Annotated in this window: 16 protein-coding genes and 1 pseudogene; 13 read left to right on the forward strand and 4 right to left on the reverse strand. The window is 74.5% G+C overall.

Translation table 11 applies throughout. From position 1 onward, the window contains the following. Positions 1-305 precede the first annotated feature (305 nt). The 12 genes from BMZ33_RS15995 to BMZ33_RS16055 all read left to right on the forward strand — a co-directional run bounded on the left by BMZ33_RS15995 (position 306) and on the right by BMZ33_RS16055 (position 14,502). The gene (locus BMZ33_RS15995; protein WP_169064420.1) at positions 306-1,160 is read left to right on the forward strand and encodes a hypothetical protein; all 855 of its coding nucleotides are present in this window, start codon (positions 306-308) and stop codon (positions 1,158-1,160) included. After that, positions 1,157-1,549, forward strand: coding sequence for a hypothetical protein (locus tag BMZ33_RS16000; protein WP_091112622.1), 393 nt, complete (start codon positions 1,157-1,159; stop codon positions 1,547-1,549). The genes BMZ33_RS15995 and BMZ33_RS16000 overlap by 4 nt, the downstream gene beginning before the upstream one ends. After that, a complete protein-coding gene (locus BMZ33_RS16005; RefSeq protein ID WP_091112625.1) occupies positions 1,549-2,355 on the forward strand; it encodes a hypothetical protein in 807 nt (268 codons plus the stop codon). Before BMZ33_RS16000 ends, BMZ33_RS16005 begins: the two co-directional genes overlap by 1 nt. Further along, complete coding sequence (locus BMZ33_RS24510) at positions 2,348-3,940, forward strand: hypothetical protein (RefSeq protein WP_091112629.1); 1,593 nt, start codon at positions 2,348-2,350, stop codon at positions 3,938-3,940. Before BMZ33_RS16005 ends, BMZ33_RS24510 begins: the two co-directional genes overlap by 8 nt. Next, positions 3,937-5,451, forward strand: a complete 1,515-nt coding sequence (locus tag BMZ33_RS16015; protein WP_169064421.1) for an SCO6880 family protein — start codon at positions 3,937-3,939, stop codon at positions 5,449-5,451. The genes BMZ33_RS24510 and BMZ33_RS16015 overlap by 4 nt, the downstream gene beginning before the upstream one ends. Then, the gene (locus BMZ33_RS16020; protein ID WP_091112633.1) at positions 5,448-6,953 is read left to right on the forward strand and encodes an ATP-binding protein; all 1,506 of its coding nucleotides are present in this window, start codon (positions 5,448-5,450) and stop codon (positions 6,951-6,953) included. The genes BMZ33_RS16015 and BMZ33_RS16020 overlap by 4 nt, the downstream gene beginning before the upstream one ends. Further along, positions 6,950-8,110, forward strand: a complete 1,161-nt coding sequence (locus tag BMZ33_RS16025; protein WP_091112637.1) for a M23 family metallopeptidase — start codon at positions 6,950-6,952, stop codon at positions 8,108-8,110. Before BMZ33_RS16020 ends, BMZ33_RS16025 begins: the two co-directional genes overlap by 4 nt. 34 nt (positions 8,111-8,144) lie before the next feature. After that, entirely contained in the window at positions 8,145-10,091 is a 1,947-nt protein-coding gene (locus BMZ33_RS16030; protein ID WP_169064423.1) for a type IV secretory system conjugative DNA transfer family protein, read from the forward strand. Continuing rightward, positions 10,088-10,657, forward strand: a complete 570-nt coding sequence (locus tag BMZ33_RS16035; RefSeq protein ID WP_169064424.1) for a hypothetical protein — start codon at positions 10,088-10,090, stop codon at positions 10,655-10,657. Before BMZ33_RS16030 ends, BMZ33_RS16035 begins: the two co-directional genes overlap by 4 nt. Next, positions 10,654-11,547: a hypothetical protein gene (locus BMZ33_RS24175; RefSeq protein ID WP_169064425.1), complete on the forward strand. Its 894-nt coding sequence runs from the start codon at positions 10,654-10,656 to the stop codon at positions 11,545-11,547. The genes BMZ33_RS16035 and BMZ33_RS24175 overlap by 4 nt, the downstream gene beginning before the upstream one ends. Before the next feature lie 3 nt (positions 11,548-11,550). Further along, complete coding sequence (locus BMZ33_RS16050; RefSeq protein ID WP_091112640.1) at positions 11,551-12,870, forward strand: hypothetical protein; 1,320 nt, start codon at positions 11,551-11,553, stop codon at positions 12,868-12,870. A gap of 333 nt (positions 12,871-13,203) precedes the next feature. Beyond that, positions 13,204-14,502: a hypothetical protein gene (locus BMZ33_RS16055; protein ID WP_136697317.1), complete on the forward strand. Its 1,299-nt coding sequence runs from the start codon at positions 13,204-13,206 to the stop codon at positions 14,500-14,502. A 153-nt stretch (positions 14,503-14,655) separates the two neighbouring features. Here the strand turns inward: BMZ33_RS16055 and BMZ33_RS16060 are convergent, their stop codons facing one another. The 3 genes from BMZ33_RS16060 to mobF form a co-directional block, all read right to left on the reverse strand. Next, complete coding sequence (locus tag BMZ33_RS16060; RefSeq protein ID WP_091112647.1) at positions 14,656-15,366, reverse strand: hypothetical protein; 711 nt, start codon at positions 15,364-15,366, stop codon at positions 14,656-14,658. Beyond that, entirely contained in the window at positions 15,359-17,752 is a 2,394-nt protein-coding gene (locus BMZ33_RS16065) for a TPR end-of-group domain-containing protein (RefSeq protein WP_136697319.1), read from the reverse strand. The genes BMZ33_RS16060 and BMZ33_RS16065 overlap by 8 nt, the downstream gene beginning before the upstream one ends. A 192-nt stretch (positions 17,753-17,944) precedes the next feature. Beyond that, positions 17,945-23,455, reverse strand: a complete 5,511-nt coding sequence (gene mobF, locus BMZ33_RS16070) for a MobF family relaxase (protein WP_091112814.1) — start codon at positions 23,453-23,455, stop codon at positions 17,945-17,947. 277 nt (positions 23,456-23,732) lie between these two features. Here mobF and BMZ33_RS16075 point away from each other — a divergent pair, with 277 nt between their 5' ends. Further along, complete coding sequence (locus tag BMZ33_RS16075; RefSeq protein WP_169064427.1) at positions 23,733-23,921, forward strand: helix-turn-helix domain-containing protein; 189 nt, start codon at positions 23,733-23,735, stop codon at positions 23,919-23,921. A gap of 148 nt (positions 23,922-24,069) precedes the next feature. Here the strand turns inward: BMZ33_RS16075 and BMZ33_RS24180 are convergent. Next, positions 24,070-24,373, reverse strand: a pseudogene (locus BMZ33_RS24180) (hypothetical protein); the annotation flags it as partial.

A 24,373-nucleotide genomic window follows, 5' to 3' on the forward strand; every position in this document is an offset into this window, starting at 1 on the left:
TCGCCGTCCTCCAGTGATTCATCAGTGGCGCTGCTGAGTGCGCGAACCCTTCCGGGACGCGCTTCGTAGTTGTCCCGCACTGAGGCGCGGGACAACGGCCGTTGGCGTGGAGACCGGCCAGCTGACGACAACTGGAGGATGACCGGAGACGCGTCGGCACGGTCGGCGGCATGTACTTCCACGCAGCGTCGTCCGGAAGCGACACCACACCGGGCCCCGCGGGTCGTTCCACGATGTTCCCGGCGTCGGCGACAGCCACCCATCCCCCCGGCATCCGGGAGCCACGGCCTCTGACAGTTGAGGCGATGAGAGCGGCCGTCCTCGCGATCCGGGCTGGCGTGTTCGACGGCCGAGGCAGCACTGCTGCCGTCGGCGACGGTGCGCTGGGCGCCTCGATTGAGCTCCGAACGTCTCACTTCGATGGAATACGCCTGCCCTGGGCCGACGCCGACAACAGCGGTCCCGTCGTGCTGGTCCTGGCGGGGCATGCCGGTGCCGGCGCGTCGACGGTCGCGCTGGCGATCGCGGAGGGCCTGGCCCTCAACCGGTCGGTGCAGCTGGTCGACTACGCACCGCCCGCGCAGTCGGGGCTGTCGGTGGCGTCGAGCATCGAGCTGGGCGCGGACGGTGCCGGGTGGCGTCAAGGCCGGCGCGGGCATCTCGACGTCTTCCGCCTGGCCCGACGCGCCGGCAGGGAGGGGCTTCCGCGGCTTCCTGCGGCGGACGACGCCGAGCGGGCCTCAGTGGTCGACGTGGGGTGGCCCCTCGCGGTCGCGCGGCTCGAGGCCGCCGACGGGACATCCGAGCAGCGCCTCTCGTACGTGGTCGTGACCCGGGTGACGGTGCCGGCCCTCCGGCAGGCCGAGCACGCCTTGTCCGCGCTCGGCGGCGAGCCCGTGGTGGCCGCGGTGGGACCGGCCCGGTGGCCGCGGATGGTGGAGGCCGGCCGCGGGCCGCTACTGAGCGACCTGCGGTCCCGTGGCCGGGTCGTGCGGGTTCCCCTCGACCGGCGGCTGGCGGTCACCGGCCTCACCGGGGACCGGCTGCCGAAGCCGGTGGCGTCCGCCGGGCGGGCCCTCGCGGCGCTGCTCGCGCCCCGCCTGCCCCCGGCTCCCCGGCACCGCCGGCAGGCCGCCGCACCCAAGGGAGAGCAGCGGTGACGGCGGCGGTGCGCGTCCTCGTCACCGCGCCCGCCCTCGTCCGGGTGGCCTCGGCCGTGGTGCTCGGTGTCCCCGAGACGGCCGGGGTGGCGCTGTGGGCGCTCGTCGAGGAGCCGGGGGAGGAGCCCGCGACCGTCTGCCCGCAGGCGCCCCCCGGCATGCAGGCCTTCGCCGATGACGTGACGGCGTGGGTGAAGTGGGGCGTGCTGGCGCTGATCGTCATCAGTGCGGTGGTGTCGCTGGGCGCGATCCTCGCCGGGCGGATCTTCTCCCACCCGCACGCCTCCCGGTACGGAGCCATGGGGGTCGCGGTGGTGGTGCTGGTGGCCATCACCTACACGGTCATCCTGGTGATCCTCGACTCGATCACCGGCAGCGGGTGCACCTGATGCGCCGCCGAAAGAATCACGACGCGGACGGTTCCGCGGAGTGGAGTTCGGCCAGGCTGCTGGCGGTCGCCGTGGTCAGCGCGCTGGTCGCGGTGGCGGTACTGGCCGGGGTCGTCCTCGCGGTCGTCGCCGTCCTGACCGACGAGGCGCCCACCGCGCCGACGGCCGGACGAGGGGCCCTGCCTCCCTCGACGCTGTCCCGGCAGGACGCGCTGGCGGCCGTGCCGATGCCGAGCGCCGATCCGGACGACGCGCTGTCCGGCCCCGTCTCGACGCAGGCCGCCGACGTCCTCGACCTGCCGCGCGCCACCGGCGTCGGCGCGGCCGACGTGCCCACCGGCTTCCCGCGCACGCCGGAGGGTGCGCTGGCGCAGCTGGCCGCCATCGACGTGACGGCGATGGAAGGCGGGTCGATGGACGGCGTCCGGCGGGTCATCACCGGATGGGCGGCGCCGGGCGGGCCGACCGCGGAGACGTGGAGCGGCGTGCGCGGCATGGCCCGGCTGCTGTCGGCGGCGGGCCTGTCCGGTGCCGGATCGCCGCAGCTGGCCGTCGTGGTCCGCCCGGCGATGGGGCTGATCAAGGGCACCGTGGGCCCGGACTTCGCGGTGGTCTGCGTGGACCTCGAGTTCACCGTCACCGTGGAGCAGACCGCGCGCACCGCGATCGCCGACTGCCAGCGGATGGTGTGGACCGGCGGGCGGTGGGTGATCGGCCCCGGGCTGGAGCCGGCGCCGGCACCGTCGATCTGGCCGGGCACCGAGGCGGCGATCGCCGCCGGTTACCGGGAGCTGCGCCATGGCTAGGCCGGCGCCCGGACGGCGCCCCGCCGTGCCCGCCCGCCGGGTGCTCGCCGTCGCCCTCCTGCTCGCGTTGGCCGACGCGGTGGCGACCGCCGGTCCGGCGTCGGCCGCGCCGGCGGTGCTGGCGTTCCCCGCGGACCCGGCCGCGGGGGAGGAGGTCCTGCCGTGCCTGCCGACCGACGTGTTCTGCGTGGCCGGCGAGGCGGCCGGCGCCGTGGTCAGCGACGTGTGGACCGCCGCGATGTTGGCGCTGTGGGACGCCGGGCTGTGGCTGCTCGGTCTGGCCTTCTCCGTGGTGGACGCGCTGACCACGCCGGACCTGTCCGCGGACGGCCCGCTGGCCGGGATCTATCCGGTGACCTTCGGCATCGGCGCCGCCGTCGCCGCGGTGACCGGCCTGGTGCAGCTGGGCGCGGCGGCGCTGCGCCGGGACGGGCAGACCCTCGGCCGGCTGCTGGTCGGGCTGGCGCAGTTCGGCCTGGTCTGGACCGGCTACGTCGGGGTGGCGGCGCTGCTGGTCACCGGCGTCTCGGGGCTGACCGCCGGCCTGCTGCGCGCCCTGCTGGACATCGACTCCCTGGCCGCCTTCGACCCGTCGATCGACGTGGGCCGTGACGCGGTCGACGGCACGGTCGCCACCGTGCTCGGGATCAGCTCGGTGTTCCTGCTGGTGCCGGCGAGCGTGGGCTACCTGCTGCTGATGCTGGTCCGCGAGGCGGCGCTGCTCGTGCTGGCGGCGACGTCGGCGATCTCGGCCGGTGGCCTGCTGGCGCAGGCCTCGAGCGCCTGGTTCTGGCGCAGCCTGCGCTGGTTCCTGGCCGCGCTGCTGGTCTCCCCGGTCGCCGTGCTGGTCCTCGGGGTCGGGGTGACCATCACCGAGGGCGTGGTGACCGGCGCCGAGGAGACGAGCACCGGGTCCGCGGCCGGCACGGCGGTGGTCGGCTGCCTGCTGATCCTGCTCGGTGCGGTCTGCCCGCTGGCGCTGTTCCGGCTGCTGGCCTTCGTCGATCCGGGGACGTCGAGTGGTGCGGCGCTGCGTTCGTCGCTGGCGGCCTCCGGCGGGCTGCTGGGCGCGCTGCAGAAGGTCGGCGGCGGCGGGGCTGCGGGAGCCGCGGCCGCCGGCTCCGCCGGCGGGGCGGCCGCCTCGGGGGCGGCGGCCCGGACGGCCGGGGACCGGGCGCAGGGGGAGTCGACCGCCGACGCGGTAACCGGCGGCCGGTTCGCCGGCGCGCTGCGCGCGCTGACTGTCGGTAGCGCCCAGGCGGGGCGGGTGGCGGCCGGGGTCGCGGCGTCGGCGGCCGACGTGCTGTCGGTCGCCGGGGTGGGGCACTCCGCGCCCTGGTACGGGCAGCCGCCGGCCGGCCGGGGACCGGTGCGGGGCACCGGCTCGCCGATCCGGACGGGCGCCTCCGGGACCCCGCGCCGCGGCGCCGGTCCCGACGACGGCGGACCGCCGCCGGCGGAGACGGGGAGCCCCGGCGGGACGTCGCCCGCCGCCTGGCCCGCCCAGTCCCTCGACCACGTCGCACCCGACCGGCCCGGTGAGGTCGAGCGCCTCGACGGTTCCGACGAGGACGGTGTGCGGTGACCGCGGTCCGCTACGGCGACTACGCGCGCGACGTCGCCGGCTGGTTCCTCGGTATGACCGGTGTCCAGCTGGCGCTGGTCACCGGCGCCGGCATCCCGGCGCTGCTGGCGCTGAACGCGCAGGCGTGGGGGCTGTTGTTGGTGTGGCTGCCGGTGTGGGCGCTGCTGGCCGCGGTGCTGCTGGTGCCCGTCCGCGGCCGGGCGGCCGGCCGCTGGTTCACCGACCTGTGCCTGCACGCGGTCGGGCAAGCGCTGGGCTGGACGGTGTTCGGCTCGAAGGCCGCCGCCGGCACCGCCGAGGATCTGGCGGCGGCCGACCTGCCGGGGGTGCTCGCCGCCGTCCGCACGCACGACGGGCCGCCGTACGGACACGGCGTCGACCGGCCGGTGATCGTGCAGGACCGGGCGGCGCGCACCTGGGCGGCGGTGGCCCGCATCGACCATCCCGGCATCGGGCTGGCCGAGCCGGACGAGCGGAACCGGATGGGCGCCGGGCTGGCCGAGCTGGTCGAACTGGCCGCCCGCACCGAGCTCGTCGACACCCTTGCCCTGCAGGTGCGCACCGTGCCCGACGACGGCGCCGAGCGCGCCGCCTGGGAACGCGCCCACACCCACCCCGGCGCGCCGGGCCTGGCCGCGCGGGTGAACGCGCTGCTCGGCGCGGCCCTGACCCCGGCGGCGGTGCGCACCGAGGCGTTCGTGACCGTCGTGGTCGGCGAGGGCCGGATCGGCCGGGCGGCGCGGGAGGCCGGCGGCGGGGTGGACGGCCGCGCCCGGGTGCTGCACGGGGTGATGGCCGAGGTCGAGGCCGCGCTGCGCGGGCCGGTCGGCTGCACCGCGGTGACCTGGCTGGACTCCGCCGCCCTGGCGGCCGCGGTGCGTACCGGCTTCGCGCCGGGGGACCGCGGCCAGGTGATCGCCGCCGACCTGGCCGCCGCCGACGGGCATCCGGTGGCCACCGGGGTGCCGATGGCCGCGGCCAGCCCGACGGGGGCGCGGGCGGAGGTGCGGCACTACCGGCACGACGCGTGGGCGTCGGTCACCGACACGGTCCTGCTGCCCGACTCCGGGGCGGTGCTCGGGGCGCTGGCGCCGGTGCTGGTGCCCACTCAGGCGGGGGAGCGGCGCTGCCTGACGGTGTTCCTCGCGCCGCTGCCGCTGCAGCGGGCCACCCGGCTGGTGGGCCGGGAGGTGATGAGCGCGACCACCGGCAACGAGCTGCGCGCCCGGATGGGGTTCCGGACCCGCGCCCGGCAGCGGCGGGACACCGAGCGGATCGGCGTCGCCGACGAGAAGCTCGCCGCCGGGCGGGCGCTGGTGCGCCCCGCGCTGGCCGCCTGCGTCACCGTGCCGTCGACCTGGCCGGTGGCCGAGTACGGCCGCCGGCTGGACGCGTCCATCCGCGGTGCCGGGTACGTGCCGCTGCGGCTGGACCTGGCGCAGGACTCCGGCTTCGCCGCCGCGGCCATCCCGCTGGGCATCGGGCTGCCGGACCGCCGGGGGCGACGGTGATCCGCCGCGCGGCCCGGTCGGGACGGGACGTGGCGGTGCTTCTCGACGACTTCGGCCACCGGCTGCCCGCCGTCCCCGCCCCGCCGCGGGCGGCGCGCGACCGCGGACCGTTCGCCGAGCTCGTGCCGCGGCGCGGCCCGCGGGGCTGCGGCCGGGGGCGGGCGGCGACGCCGGCGCCGCTGTCGGTGTGGCGGATGACCTCGGAGCAGGCCCCGGTGGTGTGGCCGCTGATCGCCACCTCCGGGCTGCCGCCCACGGGTGCGCAGATGGGCATCGACCTGCTCTCGGGCGGGGCGTTCTACTGCGATCCGGTCGGCTGGGTCACCGACGAGGCGATCCCGGTCACCAATCCCAACGTCGTCGTGTTCGGCAAGCCCGGCCGCGGCAAGTCCGCCACGGTCAAGGCGTTCGCGCTGCGGATGCTCGGCTACGGCTACCGCACCCTGGTCCTGGGCGACACCAAGGACGAGTACGAGCCGCTGTGCCGGGCGCTCGGCGTCGAGCCGTTCGTCGTCGGCCCCGGCCTGCCCGCCCGGGTCAACCCGCTGGCCTTCGGCCCCCTCGGCCACGGCTGGGACGCACTCGACGCCGCCGAGGCCCGCCGCCGCGAGGCGGTCGTGTTCGCCCGCTGGCTCGTGCTCATCCGCGGCCTGGTCGGCTCGCAGGCTGTGCCGTTCGGCCCGGTGGAGGAGACCGCGGTGGGGGAGGCGCTGCGGCTGCTCACCGGCTACCGCACCGCCGCCACCCGGCTGACCGAGCCGACCATCCCGCGGCTGTGGCGGGCGCTGGACGAGCCCCCCGACGAGCTCGTCGCCTGCTGCCGGTACGCCGACCGCCGGCACTTCCTCGACGCCACCCGCCTGCTGCGCGACGCGCTCGGCGCGCTGGTCAAGGGCTCCCTGGCCGGGCTGTTCGACGACCACACCACCGTCGCCGTCGACTGGCGCGCCCCGATCCAGTCGCTGTCACTGTCCCGCCTCGAGCCGCTCGGCGACTCCGCCGTGGGCATCGCGCTGACCTGCCTGAACTCCTGGGGGCAGGCGATGCGGGAGATCGCCGACCCCGGCGACCTGCGGATCGTCATCCGCGACGAGACCTGGCGGCAGATGCGCCTGGGGCCCGAGGCGATGAAGAGCCTGGACGCCAACCTGCGGCTGTCCCGCCGCGACGCCGACGTGCAGATGCTGCTGGCGCACAAGCCCTCGGACATGCTCACCGCCGGCGACGCCGCCTCGCAGGCGGTCGCCATCGCCCGCGACCTGCTGCACCTGTGCGACGTGAAGGTGCTGCACGGCCAGGACCAGGCCGTCGGCGACGAGCTCGGCGCCTCACTCGGCCTGACCCCGATCGCCCAGCGGGTGGTCACCGGCTGGGCGGTCGCCGGCAAGGGCCGGGCGCTGTGGCTGGTCGGGGACCGGGCGTTCCAGGTGCAGACCGTCCTCACCGCGCCCGAGCTGCGCCTGACCTACACCAACGAGGCCCTCACCGGCGGCCCGGCATGACCGGCACGGCGCAGCGCGCGGCGCGGGCCTGGCTGTGGAGGGCCGCGGCCCCGGTGGCCGTGCCGGTGCTCGCCGCGCTCACCGTGCTGCTCGTCCCGCTGGCGGTCCTCGCCGCGCCCGAGGCGGGCTCCCCGGCGGCCTCGTCGGCGTGCTCGGTCGCTGGCACCGGCACCACCGTGGCCGGTACCGCGCTGGACGCCGTCCAGATGGGCCACGCGCAGACCATCGCCGACCTCGCCGCCGCCCGGGGACTGCCCGCGTACGCGGTGACCGTGGCGCTGGCCACCGCCTGGCAGGAGTCGCGGCTGCGGATGCTGGCCAACGACGGAAGCAGCCCGGAGCTCACCGCTGAGCAGGCGGCGGTGACCGCGACCAGCCTCACCCTCCCGCACGACGGGGTCGGCTCGGACCACGACAGCGTCAACCTCTTCCAGCAGCGCTGGCTGGCCGGCTGGGGCACCGTCGCCCAGCTGATGGACCCCGTCTACGCCGCCGAGGCCTTCTACCGCCGGCTGGTCGCGGTGCCGAACTGGCGGACGATCCCGCTGACCCGCGCCGCGCAGGCCGTGCAGGTCTCGGCCGCGGGCGGTGCCTACGCCCGCTGGGAGCCGTTCGCCCGCGAGCTGTCCGCGATGCTGTGGCCGGCCGCCCGGGCAACGGCCGCCGACCCGGCCGGCGGGGCGAGCGGGATCTGCCCGGGCCTGGCCGTGGCCGCGGGGTCGTGGATCCGGCCCACCGCCGGCACGGTCACCTCCGGCTACGGCACCCGCTGGGGCACCCTGCACGCCGGCGTCGACCTCGCCGGGCCCCGCGGCACCCCGGTCTACGCCGCCGCCGACGGCACCGTGGTCCGGGCCGAGTGCACCAGCGCCTACTGCGACCGCGACGGCGGCCTCGGCCTGGCCGGCTACGGCAACCTCGTCGAGGTCGATCACGGCGCCGGCGTGACCACCCGCTACGGCCACCTGTCGGCCTTTACCGTCCGCGCCGGGCAGCCGGTGCGCGCCGGGACGCTGCTCGGCTACCAGGGCTCCACCGGCAACAGCACCGGCGTGCACCTGCACCTGGAGGTCCGCGTCGACGGCGTCCCGGTGGATCCGGTGCCCTGGCTGGCCGGGCGCGGCGTCGACCTGTCCGCGACCACTCCCGCCGGCTGACTGGCCCCCAACGCAGGACCTCGAGGAGGAGATCGTGCGCATTCCCGGAGCCCGATCCGCACCGGCCGGACTCCGGTCGCGCGCCGACGTGGGCCCGGCCGGCTGGGAGATCCCGGCCGCCGCCGCGCTGACCTGGCTGACCGCCGCCGCGCTGCTGCTGCCGGCCGCGCGCGGGGTCACCGCCGCGGTGGCCGGCGGCGGCTGGGTGTGGCCGACCGGGCCGAGAGCCCTGGCCGCCGCGGTCGGCGGGCTGCTCACCGGCGACGCCACCGCCGGCCTGAGCGCCGCCCAGGCCGCGGCCGTGCCGGCGCCCGGCGTCGTCCACACCGCCGTCGCCGTCGCGGTCGCGGGATTCCTGGCCGCCACCGCAGGAGCGGTCCGGGTGGGGCGGCGCGTCCTCGGCGGGCCCACGGGCCTGGCCACCCGCGGCGAGGCCGCGCAGGTGCTCGGCCGCTTCCGCCTGCACTCGGTGGCCGCGGTGATCCGGCCCGACCTGTCGCCGGCCCCCCGTGACCGGACCGGACGACGGCGGACGCCCGACCCGTCCGCGGTCGGGTGGCGGCTCGGCCGCGGCGCCGACCCCGCGGCGGGAGAGCTGTGGGTGCCCTTCGACCGGACCACCGGCGTCTACGGCCCGCAGGGCTCCGGCAAGACCCTCGACCTGCTCGCCCCCGCGCTGCTCGGCGCCCCCGGCGCGGCCCTGGTCACGCTGACCAAGGCCGAGGACCTGCTGCTCACCGTCGACGCCCGCGCCGCCGGCGGCCGGCCGGTGGCCGTGCTCGATCCGTTCGGCGCCGTGCCCGGGCTGCCGGAGCTGGTGTGGGACCCGGTCGCCGGCTGCGCCGACCCGATGGTCGCCGAGCGCCGCGCCAAGGCCTTCGCCGGCGGCACCGTGACCGGCGCCGTCGGCGGCGGCAGCGCCGACAGCGCGGCCCGCTTCTACGCCTTCGAGGCGGCCAAGGTGCTGCAGGCCTGGTTCCACGCCGCCGCGCTCACCGGCCGCACCATCGAGGACGTCCTCGCCTGGGCCGCCCATCCGCAGGCCAGTCCACAGCCGGCCGACATCCTGCGCGGCCACCCGGACGCCGCCCCGCTGTGGGACGGGCTGCTGCACGGCGCGCTGCACGGCGACGACCGCACCGCCGGCAACACCGCCACCACCGTGCAGCAGGCGCTGGGCCTGTTCTTCCAGGCCGACATCCGCCGCCGCTGCACCCCCGGCCCCGGGCGGCCGGCCACCGACCTCGCCGCGCTGCTCGCTGCCGGCGGCACCGTCTACCTGCTCGGCCGCGACGATCCCTACGCTTCGGCCGCGCCGCTGATGACCGCGCTCGCCGAGCACGTCCTCGACACCGCCCTGACGCTCGCCGACGCCGCGCCCACCGGGCGGCTGTGCCCGCCGCTGCTGGCCTGCCTCGACGAGTTGCCCTCCACCGCGCCGCTGCCCACCCTGCGCACCCGGATGGCCAACGACCGCGCCCTCGGCGTCGGCTTCCTCTACGCCGCGCAGACCTGGCGGCAGCTGGTGATCGTCTACGGCGAGGACGAGGCCCGCGCGCTGTTCGGGCTGACCAACGTCGTCGTCGCCTTCGGCGGCGGCAAGGACGGCGGCTTCAACCGCGAGCTCGCCGAGCTCACCGGCACCACCCGGGTGCGGCGCACCAGCTACACCTACGGCCGCTTCGGCTGGGGGCGTTCCACCCACGGCGAGGACGTGCCGGTGCTGCGGCCGGAGGAGATCCGCCGGCTGCCGCCCGGCCGTGCACTGGTCATCGCCGAGCACGCGCCGCCGCTGATCGCCGCACTCGACCGCTGCCTCACCGGCCGCCGCGGGCGGGCGCTGCTGGCGGCCCAGGCCGCCGCCCGCTCGCGGGTCGCCGCCGCCCGCGCGGCCACGGCCCGTGCGGGGGAGCGACCCGGCCGGGTCCACGCGGCGGCCGCCCGGATCGGCCGCGCGCCCGGCGGGGAGGAGGCAGCATGACCGAGCTGGTCGTTCCGTTTCCGGCGCCGCCGCGATCGGTGCGCACCGCCCTGGAGCACCTCCGCCAGGCCGAGGACGCCGGCCTCGAGCCGGCCGGCCTGCCGCTGCTGGACCGGCCGTGGGATCCGGCCGGCTGCGCACCGCACCTGCGCGCGCAGCTGTGGCCGTGGCTCGACGACGTGGCCGGCTGGCTCAACGCCACCTACGCCTGGCAGACCACCCATTCCATCCCCGCCTGCTGGGCCGCCCATCCGCACCTGGTCGCCGAGCTCGCGGTGCTCGCCTGCCTGCGGCTCGTCGCCGGCGAGGCCGCCACGCCGCACGCGCTGGAGGAGTGGCACCGCTACGCCCTCCCCGCCTTCCACACCCGGATGGCCGAGCGGCTGGGCATCGGCTGCCCACCCGGGCGGCACCTCGACTGGCCGGCCCGCTCCTGGGCCGCCGCGTACGACAGCGCCGAGGCGGCCCAGGCGCGCCGGGACCTCTTCGACGGCGACACCGGCCGCGGGCGGTCCGCCGCCGGGACCGGCCCGTCGGCCCGGCACCCGCGGGCGGTGACCCCGTGAGCGGCGAGGACGGTCCCCGGCCCAGCCGCGGCGACTGGGTGACGCTCACCGGCGGCGTCCGGGTCAGCCGGACCTGGATGACCCGGCACACCCCGCGCCTGCTGGCCGCCTGGTGCGACGCCACTTCCGGCGAGGAGCGGCGCGCGGTCGCCGCCCGCATCCTGCAGATCGCCGGCGGACTGGAGAGCGAGCCCGACGGCGACCGGGAGCCGGCCGGGCGGGCCTGGGAGGTCCTCGCCGCGCGGATCGACCCGCGCCTGGTGTGCGGCCCGGACTGGCCGCCGCTGGCCGCCGCGCTGGATCGCGCCGCGGCCGCCGGCTACGACGTCGCCGGTCGGCTCCCCGCCCTGGCCGCGGTCGCGCCGCTGCCCGACCGGCACCCGGCGCGGGAGCTGCACTGGCGGCTGCTCGACGACTGCCCGGCCGCCACCCCGCGACGCCGCGGCGCTGCGGGCCGGCCACCGCTCGTGGACCCGTGCCCCGGGGCGTCCACAGCAGGACCACCCCTCCACAGGCCCCGCCGATGCCACCGCGCCCCGGGCCGGCGGCGAACCGTCGACCCCTACCCAGCGCAACGACTAAGGAGCCAGGCGATGACCGCCAACACGACCACCGATCCGCTCGACTACGCCGCCGCGCTGCTCGACGCCGTCGGCGCCGACCGGGCACAGGTTCCCGCCGAGATCGCCCTGCACTGCCTGTACGCCGCGGAGCTCCTCGAGCTGGCCGGCGCCCGCCCCGCGCCGACGGAGCTGATCGACGGCAACCCGCGCATAACCCTGCGGGTGGCCATGGCAGCGCTCGCCGACCTGCATGAGGACGTCTTCGCCAGCTCGCCGTTCCTCGACGCCGCCCGCGCCGCCCGCCGTGCCCTGCGCCGATTGGGCTGAGCGGTGGCCACCTCGGTGCAGCAGCTGCTCGACGACCTCACCGCCCGAAGCAGCGCCGCCCCGTCGACGGCGACGATCGAGGACATCACCGGAGCCCTGGCCCACCTCGGCCGGGCGCTGACCGGACTGGCCGCCGACGGGCTCACCCCGGCGGCGAGTTCCCGGCAGCGGACCGCCACCGGACTCGCCGAGGCCTGCACCGCAGCGGGCCGGCTGTGGCCGCCCGGCGGCGGGCCGCTTACCGACCTCGCCGGCGCCGCCGCCGACCTCGTCGGCCGCGACCGAGACGTCATGGGACGCGCGCACCGGTGGGCCGCCACCGTGGAGCTGGCCGCGGCGGCCGACCACTGCGCCCGGCTCGGTCGCCGGCTGCTGCCCCCGGGGGCGGCTCCGGAGCTGGCCTTCGTCCGCTCCTCGGCCGCCGACGTCGAACACGACGCCCAGGCCAATCCGCCGACCGCCGACGGCTACGCGGTGCTCGACCGCCTGGTTCCGCTGCCCATCCCGTCACCCGGCGCGGCGCAGGTGCCCGCTCTGGATGCCGCCGTGGCGCTCGTCGCTGCCCTGAACCGGGCGCAACGGGCCGGCGACCTGACCCTGCGCGACTTCCGCGCCGCCGTCGCCGCCGCCGAGATCACCAGCCGCTATGCCGCCGCGACCGCCGGCCCGGCCGGCGAGGACGCCGGGCCGCGGGTGCTCGCCGGGCTCGCCTGGCAACTGGTCGGGCGCTCCAGCATGGTCTTCCACGACGGGCGCCAGCGGCAGCCGGGCGACCGCCGGGGCGTCGTCGCATCGTCGCAGGCGCTTGTCGGCGCGCTCCGCGACCAGGTCGGCGTCCACGCCGACACCCCCGGACCGGACGAGGGACGCGCATCGCCGAGCCAGGCCGCGGCGGTCCAGCAGGTCGCCGACCAGTTGCCGGCCCTCGCCGACCGACTCGCCGCCGCTGTCGACCGCTGGTCTTGCACCGGCCGCCTTTACGCGAACGCACGAGACCTGCCGCCGATGGAGGACATGCCCGCAGATCGGGTAAGGGCGGTGATGGCCGGACGCCACGTGCAGGCTCACGGCGCGGATCTCGACCGCCTTCGGCTGACCGTCGGTCGAGCCGCCGTCCTGACGACCCGGCCGGCCAGCGCGCGAGCCGGTGCGGACGCGCCAAACCGGCGCGCGGACCACCCCGCGGCCGCCCGACACGCCCCGAGATCTCGGGCGCCCGTGGTGACCGAGCGGATGCCCCGCCCCACCGCGACCAGGTACCACAACCTCTCGACGATCCGGCATGCGCGTCAGGCGCCGCGGGAGGTCCCGCCGTCGCGATAGGGAATCGGCCCGCGGGACGAGTCACGTGGCGGCGACAGGGCGGCGTCGTCAGCCCGCGCGATGAACGGCCTCGTCCAAGACCCGTCGGACTCAGTCGGACCGGTGGGGGGTTTCTGATCGGTCGGATAGACGGCTTGACTTCCTCACCCACGGACCGAAGGGACCTTGTGACAGCGCACGGACGGAGTCCCGATGAAGATAACTGCTTACGGTAGGCGGGCTGATCCAGCTAGCTATTCAGGTGAGTGCTTCGGTGTCACTGGCCAGTGGATGGGACGCGACCGGGGACGTCCGCGCCCAGTGCTCGGTGTCGTCATTGACCTTAGCCTCGCAGTGGACGGCAATGGCTTGCGCGCGCTCGCGGAGGTTGATCCTGACGTCATCGTCCTGACCCACGACGACGAGGACCACACCGGCGGTGCCCCCGCCGCGTTGAGCTCACTCACTCCTAGCCTCCACCGTCAGATCTGGCTGCCGGCCGACTGGTGGTTCGTCGTCTCTGCATGGGCCCAGGCCGCTGGTATGAGGCCGCTGCCTGGAACAAACCAGCTTCCGCTGACTTCGGGGCAGTTGGCCGACATGGCTGGTATTGACGACGAACCGCTTCCTCTGGCGGGCGACTTGGGAGACCTCGACGAGTCCTCGATCGCCCGGAGCCATGGCGCGACGTCCAAGCACGACTCGGCTGCTTTCGATGACGATGTTCATTTTGTTCAGGAATGGGCTGACGACGCCACTGTCCCAAGTTGCGCAGAGTATGACTTCTTTGCCGAGTGGGACGATGCACAACCCGTCAGTGCGGACATCCGGAGCCGGGTCGAGACGCTGCGCAGGTGGCTCGACGCGCTTGACCCAAACGTTGCACCCACCGGCATCTCAGAGGAGCAGATCGCTTCGTCGATCCGACGCGCCGGACGGCTTGGGCCCGGCCTTCCCTACGGTTCGGAGTTCGATGGAGACCCCGATAAGGTGGCGGAGCGCGTGATTAGGCGGGCCAGCCACATCGTCCGCATCGTGCAGATCGCGGCCAGGAAGGCCGAAATCCGGTGGTTTGCCTTTGACGGCAACCTCCAATCTAGGCCCCGGTACTTAGACGAGGGCATACCGCGAGCCGTCACCGTCGTCAACGCGAGGGAGATCGCGCTACCGAGCCTCGTAATCGCCTCGGCTGCCGACGTTCTCCTGCAGGCGTTACGACTGACGGTGCAGAACCGCCGTGCACTGGTCACGTTCGTATGGCCGGAGCCTTGCGGCGACCTCACTGGCGGCTTTCTGGGATGGAGCGACTCGGCGGGAGCAGGATGTGATCCGCTGACCACCATGGCGGGTGCCACACCGTGGGAATGGGTCGATGTCATGTCGGCGCCCCATCACGGTTCAGCGGCGATGGGGACACGCGGCTGGGAGGTCCACCGAGACATCTGGGAAGGCCGACGCCTAAGTGGACGGGGCATCTACGTGCTGCTCTCAAACAACATGCACGCCACGACCCGCTGCCTTCGGGGCATCTCGGCGAACTCGCGCGGCTCTACCCAATTTGATCGTGGGACCTTGGCGCGGCGCGGGCACCCGACGCCGGTGGACGCCGGAGCTGAGTGGCGCTCCGACCGCTGGCGGCTCTGGGGCTGCTGAAGTGCAGGGAGCCTGACCCGGTTTCCTGGACACCTATCCCGAGGCGGGAATCGAAAGACGACGTGCATGAATGCATGGCATATCAGCGTGTGTCGGTAGCGGCTGCGCGCCCGGCCGCCGTCGGCATGACAGTTGATCTTGCCCACCGAGGAACTAATGCAACGTCTTCTTAGCCACCGTCCCAGGCGGGGAGAACCACCGACCCCTCTCTGGGTGGTCCAGGAAGAACTGCTCGCTCAGTTCGAATCTCACCTCGGTGCCTGAGACGCGAGTCCACGTCAAGGTGAGGTCATCTTCGACCAGGCGGCGAACTAGGGGCCCTCGCTCCAAGAGGATCACCATGCCACCGGTGCCGTCTGGGGTGTGCTGCTGGACATCGTCGAGCACTCCAGAATCCTTCGCGTCGTCGGCGATCGGACTCTTACCCAGGAAGCGGCATGCTCCTCCAAGTCTTTCTACAGCCCGATTGAGCGTCTCCTCGTCGAGCCTGCCGGCGTGGAGTTGCTTGCTCTTCAACAAGTGACAGACGGCGGCCCGTTCGCATTCATGCGCCTTCTCCGCGAAGGACCTGAACCGCCAGCGCAGATGATCGTCGGACTGCTCAAAGAGGTCTCTCGCCGTCGTTTGCTCGGCTAGGGCGATCTCGTAGGCCCAGTCAATGTTCGCCCTCAGACGGCTTAGTGCAGGGCGGCCGTAGAAGGGGATTCTCTCGAATGGTGCCAGCCGTCGGTATGGCATGGGAGTCTCATCCCTGATGACCGGCACAAGGGAGCTGAGCACTGGTCTCTTAGCGAGCCCGGCTTTGACTGCTTCGCGCAGCAGGGGAAGCTTGTCGTCCAGGATCTTGTCGACGCGGTCAGTCACGCACATCCTCCACACTGGTGAGCGAGCGGCGCAGGCTGATGAAACGAGGGTGCTGCGCCACGTTAACCAAGTCCGGATCTTTGCCAAGCCAGCGCTCGTTCATCTGTTCTGCGCCCGGTCGCGAGCGTGCAATCTCCAACCACGAGAGCGCATCCTCTGTCAGTCCCTGCCTGGCGTAATAGCAGCCGAGGTTGTAGCTCACTTGCCATGACGAACGCGGGTGTCGGGCCCAGCCTAGTACCGCGGAGAGATCCTCTGTTGCAGGTTTGCGGCGCTGACTCTCGATTGCGACCTCATTGACCAGCGCTGCGGACTTGGCTGTCCAGTGAATCCGGCGGGCGAAGTTGTCCCCGCGAAAAACCTCCTTCCACAGCTCACGTTCACTGCGCCTGGCCATGCCGGTTAGGTAGCCGTAGCCCGACCACCACGGCGTGCTCCGAACTATCTCCCTATAGTGCTGGCGAGCTAGCTCTTGGAACGCCTCGCTAGTCGGTGACGATGGGCCGACGGTGCGGGGTGCTCGGACGAGCTCCTCCACCCGTCTCTGGTCAGTAAGGCCGAGAGTCTGCCGAGCGCGGCGCAACTCCTCCGTGATCCGTCGGCGCTCCGAGGTGGATCGCTGGAACCACGTCTCAGTGGCATCACCCGCCTGTAGGCCCAGCGAGGCTGCCAGGCGATAGCGAGCGACCAGATACCGGGGATGCACGGCGACAGCTCGAGCGTAGTGAGCCAGCGCCTCGGCGTGCTGACCCGCGATGTCGTATTCAAAGGCCAGCTTCACCAATAGCAAGCCGCTTGTCGGGGCCAGCGCAACCGCCCCTTTCAGCGTGGTGCAATCTCCTTCCTTAGCGTCGTCCGCCGCAGCGAGCGCATTTGCAGTGTCCCCCGACCAATGTGACCAACTTGGAACCCGGGGGCTGCGGGCCAATATGGTTCCGGCAGCCCAGTAGCCGGCCGCCCGGCACGCCGTCGCCGCATCCTTTCCGGTCAACTCGCGTACCGCCACCTGCTGACCAGTGGTGAGGTCAGTGAGCCGGACCAAGACACGCCAGGCTGGCTCCTCTTCGTCCTGCTTCATCTCCGTGCCCTTATTCGCGGTTGCAGAGGCGACGACGTCCGCATCGGCGCGATAGCCACCCTGGGTGGACAGGGCACTTCCGACAACGGTGATGAGGGGCTTGAGCCATGACGGTGCGACGGTGTCAGCCAGCTGGGCGAGGTCGGTGACCGCAGCGGCGTGGGTAGCTCCAGGGGCAGCTGCAGGCACGCTTACGTTTTTCAACAGTGCCGTTCGGAATACCGCGTTCTGATCTACGGTGCTCTCGTCGGTGTTCGGGGCGGTGGCAGTCTCAAGCTTCGGCTCGACGGGGCCGGGCATCTGGCGCGTGCTACGCACCTCAAGGTGGCGCCACCCCAGGAGTGCCGCCCCGCCGAGCGCAATCCAGGCGATAGCGCCCAATTCGTAAGAGCCGACCAATGTGTCGGCGCCCGCCTCTATCGCGTCGACGAGGTCCGCAGACGGTTCATCGGTACCACTCGCTGATGCGAGGGCGTCGGTCAGTGCGGATTCGGCCTCGGTCACTGCGGCTGCGTCCAGGTCGCGGCCAAGCAGGTCCTGACGGTACTCGGCAACCGCTAGTCGCGCCGCGGCCAAGGCGACGCCGAGCTGCACGGTAGACGGGTCGCCGTTGCACGCAATTGGGCGACTGATCTGGGCGCTCTCCGATGCGGTGATACACGCTTCCGACAGGGCGGAGTCGGCTGCAGTTCGGTCGGGATCGACGTCTGCCCGCGCTGCCGCCTGCGCTGCAACGTCGACTGCCGCGCGCAGTCGCTCGTCAAACTCGCTGGCCTGGTTGGCGACGTAGGCCTCATCGAAGGCGTCGAGGGCCGCTCGACGGGCCTCCGGATCGCCTCCCTCGGCCAGTAAGTCCGGTAACAGGCGAGCGGCGTCCAGCGCTTCAGTGCGGACCGTTGCGATGTTTATGTGGGCGGCAAGAGTCTCTAATGCTGCGGTTCGGGAGTCCTCGGCCTGTTCTTCAAGTTCTTGCTCTCGGGCCGAGAGGTTCTCCGTGATGGATCGAAGGTCCGCTATCTCCTCCAGGGCTTCACTCCCCGTTTCCGCGGCGAGGTACGTGCGTCCGATGTCAGCAACCGTGAGGAGGAGGAGGAGAAGGCCGGCAGCACCGAGGATGCGCAGCCATCGTCGGGTCCACTCCCTTGATGCCGCTACTAGTGCCGCGCCGAGCACAGCCAGCGACGCTCCCACCCGCTGCCAGGGTGTCAGACTGTCGAGGCACAGCGCGCTCGCCTCGACGATCAATGCGAGCGCCGCCAGTACAAGGACGCCCCATCCTCTCGTGGCTTCGCGCTCGCCAAGTTCCAACGTGGCTCGGGCGCGTCCCCACAGTCGTGGGGCGCTTCCCCGCAGTCGTTGAGCCCCGCTACCCGTCCTCGCCATGTGCCCCCCAAGCAGGGCGCACGGTAGTGCTCGACCCGTCCTAGTCACTACGTCCTTTCGCGCCGCTGCGGCTCCTTTCCGTCGGCTCCGCCCGGGTGCTCTACGGGTGGCATCCTGCTAGGTGGTGTGAGTCCAGGTCGCGGTCGCTATGGTCGGCAGCGCGGACGTCAGACGCTCCGATGGTGTCGGTTGCGGTGGTGACATGGGGGCCGAAAGGCTCGCCTGCCGCCGCGGCATGAAGCTGTAGCTGCTCGACGAGGGCTCGGTGATCGGCCTGGCGTTGAGCACGGCCATGTGGACGGTGCCCGGCGGCACGGGCAGGGCCTGGGTCACCCGGTCGATGCGGTTCAGCCATCGGGCCGGGGACGAGGCGGCGATGATGGCTGCCGCGTCGCGGACCGCTTTCCGTACAACAGCAGGGCTCGTGTCGTGTGCGGTCGCCGGAAGGCGGGCGTCGAGGAGGCGCTCGGCAAGGGTGCCGGCGGACCGGATCGCGACCCGGAGCGCTGCGGCGCCCTCGCGGTGGAGGAGGTCGGCGGGGTCGAGCCCGCCCGGCAGGGTGAGCAGCCGAGGGTCGTCGCCGAGGGCGGTGAGCTTCCAGTACATCTGTTCGGCGGCCCGCTGGCCGGCGTCGTCGGCGTCGGTCGCCACGAGAACGCCGGGGCCCTCGCCGCGGATGACGGGGCGGAGCAGGTCGGCCTGCCGGTCGGTGAGGGCGGTGCCGAGGAGGGCGACGCCGACGGTCTGCCCGTCTCCGGCCAGGGTAAGGGCGACGGCATCCAGCGGCCCCTCCACGAGCGCCGGGGCGGCGCCGGCGGTCAGGGCTGGGAGACCCTCGTGCAGCCCGAGCAGGTGCTCGCCCTTGCGGTAGAGGTCGGTGCCGGGGGTGTTGAGGTACTTGGGGCCGGCGCGTCCGTTGTCGGAGGCAGCAGGGTTGCGGCGGGCGATGAAGCCGCGGACGACGCCGTCGACGTCGCGGATGGGGAAGGTGAGCCGGTCGCGGAACCGGTCGATCAGGGTCCCGGTCCGCGCGCGCTGGGCCAGACCGGCGGCGAGCAGCTCGCCCTCGGTGGCACCCCGGCCGCGCAAGTGGTCGACCAGCGCGGTCCAGCCCGCCGGCGCGTAGCCGGGGGTGAAGCGCGGATCGGCGGTGGGATCGGTGCCCAGCCGTTTCCGCAGGTACTCGGGCGCCCAGGAGCCCGGGTAGGAGTCGGTGAAGAAGGCGGCGGTCATGGTGTTCAGCTCGATCAGCCGGTCGCGGCCGACGGCGGCGGTGGCCCAGAAGTGCTGCTCGAGCAGGTAGTCGGCGTTGTCGACGTCGGTCGGGGCGAAGGGGTCCGGCGTGACGTACCGCGACGCGACCGGTGGTGGGGGAGTGTCGTGGCCGGGATCGAATGGCACGTCGGGGTCATCGGGGGGCGGGTCCGCCGAATCAACGGTGACGGCAGCGGCCTGGTCCTCAAGGGGGAGGAGCAGCTGGTCGGCATCGTCAGGCGGCTGCAGGTCAGCCGGCAGCGGCTCGGGAGTCCGGACGGGCGCGGGGTCGGTGAGGGCGGCGACACGGAAGACGAGCGCCTCGGCCACCCCGGTTGCAGTCAGGTCACTCCCTGTCCCGGTGGGGAGGCCGGCGACCGCGGCGGCGAGCAGATCGGCGGGGGACCAGCCACCGCGGATCCCGGTGGTGACCGCTGCGACCAGGGCTGGCCACGCAGGGGCGGCCAGCACCCGCCGTCCGTGGTCGTCGGGCAGCAGCGCCAGCAGCGTGGTGCACCAGTCCGGGCGCAGCCCGGCGCCCTCGGGGCCGGCGGCGACGGTGGCCGGGGTGAGGTGGGGCGCCAGCCGCCACCACAGCGCGGCGGCGGGCAGCTCGTCGGGCAGCGGCCGCTGCACCGTCAGCGCTGCGAGCAGGCCGGCGGCGTCGAGGCCGGCGCGGTCGGCGGCGGCCACCCGGTCGGCGAGCGCCGGCCAGTGCGGATCGCGGCGCAGCCGGGGATCGATGCTGTCGGCCAGCGCCGCCCACACCGCGCCGCTCCGCGTCGGGGCGGTCGCGGCGAGGGCCGCCTCGAGCCGTCGTTGGTGGCGGCGTTCGGTGGTGGCGGGGTGGGGTGGTCCGGTGGGGCACCGGTCGTCGTTGGGCACTGCGTGTGCGGCGCGCCAGACGGCGAGATCGGCGCGGAGCGACGCGGAGCCCGGGTCCAGCAGCGGCTGTGCCCATTCCGGTGCGGTGGCCGGGGTCATGGCGGCGGCGGTGCCGGTGACCCGGGCCGCGCACGCGGTGAGGTGGTCGGCGCGGACAGCGAGGTAGGGCCCCCAGTGCGGATCATCGGCCAACGCCACCGGCACGCCGGGCAGCCACGGCAGCGGACCCGCGGCACCCGGCGCGGGCAGCCGCCAGTCCAGCACGGCCGCCGGGTCGTGCGCGCTGCCCAGCTCCCTGACCGCGGCCGCGGTGTGCAGGGCGGCGACGGGGTCGGCGCCGGAGAGGGCGTGCAGCGCCAGGTGGCCTCGCAGCGTCGGCCACGCCGCCGCGGCGGTCAGCCCGGGGTGGAGCTGCTCGGCGGCGTTCTCCAGTTCTTCGCCGGTCGCCGCGCCGAGGCGGTGCTCGGCGGCGACGCGCAGCGCATCGGCGTACCGGGTGGCGGCGGCGTGCAGGCGCACGGCCGGATCGGCCAGCGCCCGTCGGGCGCCGGTGGCCGAGGTCTGGGCGCCGTCGCGGCCGAGCATGGCGACCAGCAGGTCGGTGGCGGTCGGCGGGGACACCGCGGCGGGCGCGACGATGCTGTGCGGGTCCCCGTCGCCGACGGTGGCCACATACAGGTGGTTGGCCGCGCGGCCGCGGGTGAGCGCGACGTAGAGCAGCTGCCGGGACTCGGTGCCGGTAAGCACGGTGTGGCAGGTGTCGGCGGTGACGCCCTGCGCGCCGTGCACCGTGGTCGCGTAACCGAGCTGCACGTGCTCGCGCACGTAGGCCGCCGGCAGAATGATCCGCCGTCCGGTGCCGGCGTGGGCGACGGCGAGGGCGCCGTCCCCGCCGACGGCGGTGACGGTGAAGCGGTCACCGTTCTTCACCCAGTCGGCGGCGGTGATCGGCAGCGCCCGGTCGTTGGCCCGGGTGATGACCGGGTCCCCGGTGCTCGCCCAGGTGCCGTCGCCCAGCGCCACCTCCGCACCCGCCGGCTGCCCGAGCGCGGCGAGGCGGTCGGCGCGGGCGCGCTCGTTCAGCTGCTGCACGGCCTCGCGGGTGGCGGCCAGCAGCAGCGTGTCGGCGCCACGGGCCCGGTCGGCGGCCCAGGCGGTGTAGGCCTGCTCGGCGCAGGTGGCTCCGTCGCCGACGTGCACCCGGCCGCAGTCCAGGTAGAAACCCAGCGCGGTGGTCTCCCCGTCGCGCAGGGCGACGGTGGCCGCGGCCTCGGCCGGATCGGCGAAGCGCACCAGCTGGGTCAACGTCACCGCGCCGTGCGTCGCGGCGATCTCCGCCAGCACACCGCCGGCGGCCACCGAGGCGAGCTGCTGGGAGTCACCCACCAGCCGCACCAACCCGCCCCGCCCCAGCACATAGGAGACGGTGCGCGCGAGGTCGAGCGTGCCGGCCATGCCCGCCTCGTCGACGATCACCAGCGTGCCCGGCCCGATGCCGGCCACCCAGTCGGGCAGGTTCCCGGTGTCCAGGGACCAGCTCAGCTTGGCGAGGGTGTCGCACCGCGAACCGATGGCCTCGCGCAGTCCGGCGGTGGCAACCGCCGAGGGGGCCAGGCCCAGCACGCTGCCCCCGCCGGCGGACCAGGCCCGGGCCAGGGCGGCCAGCGCGGTGGTCTTGCCCGTGCCGGCCGGGGCGAGGGCCAGCTGCACCCGCGCGCGGCTGCCGGCCAGCTCCCGCACCAGCTGCGCCTGGCCGGGGTTGAGGTCGATGCCGTTGGCCGCGGTCTCCAGCAGCGCCAGCTCCACGACGGCCGGGTCCGCGCGGCGGCCGTCCGTCCGGCCCGCCGCAGCCAGCAGCGCGGCCTCGGCGTCCAGCACCGCCGGGGAGGTGTGCAGCCGGGCGCCGGCGACGGTGTAGACGCTGGCCCCGTCCGCGCGGCGCTGCTCCGCCGGCTCAACCACCGGATCCGGATCGCCCAGCGGGATCGACAGGGCAGGGGAGAGGGCGCGCTCGGTGATCCGGGTGACGGCGGTGTCCACGTCGGCCGGCGCCAGGTCGGCGGCGCGGACCCACCGTTCGGCCTCGGCGCGCACGTGCCAGACCTGCCAGGTCGCCCGCTGCCCGGCCACCGCGTCCAGCACCCGGACGGCGGCCGACTGCACCCACGCCGTGGTGAGGCGAGGAGCCGCGGCGGCGCGCGGGCGCAGGACGTCGTCGAGCATGCCGGCGACCGCGGCCGGCCCGCCGAGAACGCCGAGCGCCTGCCGCCGCCAGGTCGCCCGCTGCTCGGCGAGGGAGCGGGGCTCGTGCTTGGCCTCGCGGGTCTCCAGGGTGGCCCGCTGGGCTAGCGCGATCGCCTCGGGGGCCGTCGGGGTCCGCCCGTGCTCGTCCTGGAAACCCGTGGCCAGCGTCCGGCGGCGGGTCTCGATCGCCTGCCGCCGCGAGGACCAGGCGGCGAGCAGCCGCGGGTCCATGCCGACGATCTCGCGCACCGGCCGCCGGCCCGGCTCCCGGCCGGGACGCGCGGCGAACCGGACCCCGAGCCGGACGGCCAGCTGAGCCTGCAGCCGGGTGTCGTACCGCTCCGAGGCGGCCACCGCGGCCTTGTGCAGCACCCGCCCGTCCAGTGCCCGCCAGCGCCCGTCACGGCCCTGCACCTTGTTGCTCACCGCCACGTGGCTGTGCAGGTCCGGATCCCCCGCGCGGGAGTCGCGGTGGATGAACACCGCCGCGATCAGCCCCCGGGTCTCCACCTGCCGGAGGCCGCCGTGGCCGGTGCGGGTGAAGCCGGCGTGCCGCTCGAGCCAGTCCAGGACGTCGGCGACGGCGGCGTGATGGGCGTCCTCGATCTGCTCGGCCACCTCCCGGGCCGCCAGTGCCCACAGCGCCGACACCGACTTGACCGGGGAGAAGGTCAGGTCGTAGCCGGCCACCGCGCGCGTGGCCGGCCGCGAGGCGCGGGCGATGAACCCCGACAGCTCCCGGGCGTCGGCCGCCGGACGGCCGTACGCGGCGGCGAACAAGCGCCGAGCCACCTCGCTGCGGATCCGGGCGCGCTCCTCCGCCGGCAGGGGCGCGGCGCGCGGCAGGCCACGCGTGGCGTTCGCGGCGGCGAACTGCCGCGCGCACCGCACCCGGAAGCCGCCCGGACGAGTGGTGTACCGCAGGAACGGCAGGCCGAGCGCGCCCGCGGCCCGCGCCTCGGGCGGCGTCCCTCCCGCGGCCAGAGCCTCCCGCTCCAGGCGCTCCGCGTCCGGATGACGCCCGTGGCCGAACAGGGCCTGCATCTGCTCCTCACCGACCGGGTGCCCGGCGCCGATGCCGGTCAGTCCGGCCAGGCCGCCGCCGGCCCACGTCCCGGGCGACTCGCCGCGCTGCGCGTAGTAGTCACCCAGGCCGAGGTGGCCCCGCTCGGTGGCATCCAGCGCCGCCACCTGCCGCGTGAGGTAGGTGTAGCCGTCCCCGGCGGTCAGCTTGTGCAGGGACATCACGGTCGCGGACGGTAGGAACGCCTCCTCCAGTCGGGGACCGGATCTTCTCCAGTCCCGTGACCCTCCGACCGGTGCCTCGACCCGCCCGCCCACCGGCTTAGCGACGGCCGAGGCGGACCTCCGGTCGGGCATCCGGTCAGCGCCGTCAACCTGGCGGCCGACGACGGGCTCGGCCGTGGGTCGTTACCGTCCCGCCGTGCCGTATCCGCCTCGCACGGAGCTCCGGCCGGTGCCCGCCTTTGCGGGCACGGCATTTCCACGCCCGGACCCTGTCGTGCAGGCGCAGGTGGAGCGGTTCGTCATCGAGCAGTACGCGTCGGGTCGTTCACTCAGGGAGTTGGCGGAGCTCACCGACCGGTCGTTCTCCGCGGTGCGGAAGATCCTCGACCGGCACGGGGTCCGGCGGCGCGGCGTCGGCGCGGCCCGGCTCGGCGCCGAGCCGCCCGCCCCGCCGGCCCGATAGCCAGCCCGCGGCTCGACGTCGTCGGCACGGCCACCTGCTCTCCTTGAGGGGCTCACCGAACCCGACGGTGAGCTCCTATGTGCAAGGGCTCGGCGGTAGCGTTTCGGCTGGCGGTGGGTGCGGTGGACTGGCCGTAGCGAAGAGCAGGTCAGGGACTGCGAACCTGTCGCGCAGCTGGCTTCGGCCGTGAAGACGTGTCCCGTTTGCCGCTGCCGCACTCACCGTCCTGACCGGAGGCCGGCTGGAGCTGCTGTGCTGCGGCGAGATCGTCGTGCATCGTCTTGTAGATCAGGTCGGAGAGCCGTCGTTTCAGGCAGCGCAGAGCCTCCCGGCCGGTCTTGCCTTCGGCGCGTTTGCGCAGGTAGTAGGCGCGGCCCTCGGTGTCGGCGCGGATCTGGGTGATCGCCATGGTGTAGAGCACCCGGTTGAGGGTGCGGTTGCCTGAGCGGTTG

Origin of the sequence: Geodermatophilus dictyosporus (assembly GCF_900115505.1) — a bacterium.
GTDB classification, from domain to species: domain Bacteria; phylum Actinomycetota; class Actinomycetes; order Mycobacteriales; family Geodermatophilaceae; genus Geodermatophilus; species Geodermatophilus dictyosporus.

Excerpts from the sequence above, each read along its gene's own strand:
- BMZ33_RS15995 (WP_169064420.1), top strand. The coding sequence starts at position 306 with ATGAGAGCGGCCGTCCTCGCGATCCGGGCTGGCGTGTTCGACGGCCGA.
- BMZ33_RS16005 (WP_091112625.1), top strand. The coding sequence starts at position 1,549 with ATGCGCCGCCGAAAGAATCACGACGCGGACGGTTCCGCGGAGTGGAGT.
- BMZ33_RS24510 (WP_091112629.1), top strand. The coding sequence starts at position 2,348 with ATGGCTAGGCCGGCGCCCGGACGGCGCCCCGCCGTGCCCGCCCGCCGG.
- BMZ33_RS16025 (WP_091112637.1), top strand. The coding sequence starts at position 6,950 with ATGACCGGCACGGCGCAGCGCGCGGCGCGGGCCTGGCTGTGGAGGGCC.
- BMZ33_RS16035 (WP_169064424.1), top strand. The coding sequence starts at position 10,088 with ATGACCGAGCTGGTCGTTCCGTTTCCGGCGCCGCCGCGATCGGTGCGC.
- mobF (WP_091112814.1), bottom strand. The coding sequence starts at position 23,455 with ATGTCCCTGCACAAGCTGACCGCCGGGGACGGCTACACCTACCTCACG.